Source organism: Terrabacter sp. P5_B1, assembly GCF_056400505.1.
This window is the reverse complement of the sequence record NZ_JBFULD010000417.1, coordinates 1-3,110: the sequence shown is the minus strand read 5'-3', so window position 1 is coordinate 3,110 and position 3,110 is coordinate 1. Positions and strand designations below refer to the sequence as shown.

Here is a 3,110-nt window from a genome sequence, read left to right as displayed (position 1 = left end):
CCCGAGCGAGCGCCGCGGCTCCGGTCGCGGCCCGGCTCCTCACCGCCAGGGCGGCAGCCTGACGCCGGAGCAGCGGGAGGTCCGCCGGACAGCCCGCGCCGCGACCGTCCCACCCATCACGTATCCGGAGCACCTGCCCGTCGTCGACCGGCGTGAGGACATCGCGGCCGCGATCCGCGACCACCAGGTCGTCGTCATCGCCGGAGAGACGGGCTCGGGCAAGACGACCCAGATCCCGAAGATCTGCCTCGAGCTCGGCCGGGGCCTCGACGGCGTGATCGGCCACACCCAGCCGCGGCGCATCGCGGCCCGCGCCGTGGCCGAGCGCCTTTCCGAGGAGCTGGCCGTCGAGCTCGGCACCGCCGTCGGCTACCAGGTCCGCTTCACCGACCAGAGCAGCCGCGACACCCTCGTCAAGGTGATGACCGACGGCATCCTGCTCGCCGAGATGCAGCGGGACCGGGACCTGCGCCGCTACGACACGATCATCATCGACGAGGCGCACGAGCGCAGCCTCAACATCGACTTCATCCTCGGCTACCTCAAGCAGCTGCTCCCACGCCGGCCCGAGCTCAAGGTCGTCATCACGTCGGCGACGATCGACCCGCAGCGCTTCGCCGAGCACTTCGCCGACCCGACCACGGGGGAGCCCGCCCCCATCATCGAGGTCTCGGGCCGCACCTTCCCCGTCGAGATCCGCTACCGCCCGCTCGTCGACCCCGACCACCCCGACGCGGAGGAGCGCGACATGGTGACCGGCGTCTGCGAGGCCGTCGAGGAGCTGTGGACCGAGCGGCACTCCGGCACGAGCAGCGACATCCTCGTCTTCTTCTCGGGCGAGCGGGAGATCCGTGACGCCGCCGACGCCCTGAACGGGATGAAGCTGCCCGTCACCGAGGTGGTTCCGCTCTACGGGCGCCTCTCCGCGGCCGAGCAGCACCGCGTCTTCTCGTCCCACACCGGACGGCGGATCGTCCTGGCCACCAACGTCGCCGAGACCTCGCTCACCGTCCCGGGCATCCGCTACGTCATCGACACCGGCACGGCGCGCATCAGCCGCTACAGCCAGCGCACCAAGGTCCAGCGCCTCCCCATCGAGCCGGTGAGCCAGGCCTCCGCCAACCAGCGCTCGGGCCGCTGCGGGCGCGTCTCCGACGGCATCGCCATCCGGCTCTACTCCGAGGACGACTTCGCCAGCCGGCCCGAGTTCACCGACCCCGAGATCCTGCGGACCAACCTCGCGTCCGTCATCCTCCAGATGACGAGCCTCGGCCTCGGCGACATCGCCCGCTTCCCGTTCGTCGACCCGCCGGACGGCCGCCAGATCACCGACGGCGTCCGGCTGCTCGAGGAGCTGCAGGCCTTCTMGCCCGAGGACGACCAGCCCGCTGCCGCCGGAGGTCGCCGGCGTCCGGGACGCCGCCTGACGGCATACGGCCGCACCATCGCGGCCCTGCCGATCGACCCGCGCCACGCGCGCATGGTCATCGAGGCCGACAAGCGCGGCGTCCTGCGCGAGGTGCTCGTCATCGTCGCCGCGCTGTCGATCCAGGACCCGCGCGAGCGCCCGCAGGACAAGCAGGAGCTCGCGAACGCCTCGCACAAGCGCTTCGCCGACGAGACGAGCGACTTCGTCACGTGGCTCAATCTCTGGGCCTACCTCAAGGAGCAGCAGAAGGAGCTGAGCAGCAGCGCCTTCCGCCGGATGTGCAAGGCCGAGTTCCTCCACTACCTGCGCATCCGCGAGTGGCAGGACCTCCACAGCCAGGTCAAGCAGGCCGCCAAGGCGGCCGGTCTCGACGTCAGCCGCGGCACGGCCCACGTGGGCGAGGGCGAGATCGACGCCGACGCGATCCACCAGTCCCTGCTCGCCGGCCTCCTCTCGCACGTCGGTGTCCGCGACGAGCAGAAGCGGGAGTATGCCGGCGCGCGCGGAACCCGGTTCGGCATCAGTCCCGGGTCGGCCCTCTTCCGCAAGCAGCCCCAGTTCGTCATGGCCGAAGAGCTCGTCGAGACGAGCCGCCTGTGGGCGCGCGTCAACGCCCGCATCGACCCGGTGTGGGCCGAACAGCTCGGCGAGCACCTCGTGAAACGGCAGTACTCCGAGCCGCGCTGGTCGGGCAAGCGGGGGTCGGCCGTAGCGACGGAGCGGGTCACCCTCTACGGGGTGCCGCTCGTCGTGGGTCGCGTCGTCGGCCTCGGCCGCGTCGACCCCGAGCTGGCACGGGACCTCTTCGTCCGGCACGCCCTCGTCGAGGGCGACTGGCACACCGAGCACGCCTTCCTGCGCGACAACGCCGCCCTCGTCGAGCGTCTCGGAGAGCTCGAGGCGCGCACCCGCCGGCGCGACATCGTCGTCGACGACAGCACGCTGATCGCGTTCTACGACAAGCGGATCCCCGCAGACGTCGTGTCAGGACGCCACTTCGACTCCTGGTGGAAGAAGGCGCGCCGCCAGACACCCGACCTGCTCACCTTCACCGAGGAGCTGCTGCTGCGCGAGAGCGCCGGCAGCATCGCCGACGAGGACCACCCGACGACGTGGACCCAGGGCGAGAACGTCCTGCCGGTCACGTACCAGTTCGAGCCCGGTTCGGCGCACGACGGCGTGACCGTCCACATTCCCGTGGAGCGCCTCAACCAGGTGACGCCCGAGGGCTTCGACTGGCAGGTGCCGGGCTTCCGCGAGGAGCTCGTGACGGCCCTGATCCGCAGTCTCCCCAAGGGGATCCGCCGCAACCTCGTCCCGGCCCCCGACCACGCGCGCGCCGTCCTGCCCGAGCTCGACCCGACGTCGGGCCCCCTGCTCGTAGCGCTCGCGACGGTGCTGCGACGCCGGGCCGGGGTGGCCGTCACGCCGTCGGACTTCGAGGTCGAGCGGGTCCCGGCGCACCTGCAGGTCACCTTCAGCGTCGACGGCGTCGACGGCCGGCCGGTCGCCACGGGCAAGGACCTCGAGGCCGTCCGCGACACCGCGGCGCCACAGCTGCGCCGTCAGGTGAGCCGTGCCGGGTCCGGCATCGAGCGCGCCGGCCTCACGTCGTTCCCCGACGAGGGGGTGCCCGAGTCGTTCGAGAGCGCCGAGGGGGTCCAGGGCCACCCGGCCCTGG

Annotated in this window: 1 protein-coding gene; it reads left to right on the top strand. The window is 71.9% G+C overall.

The genetic code is table 11. The features are described 5' to 3' along the window. The coding region (gene hrpA / locus AC1DP0_RS20185; RefSeq protein ID WP_478088051.1) for an ATP-dependent RNA helicase HrpA at positions 1 to 3,110 on the top strand (3,110 nt) is incomplete at both ends.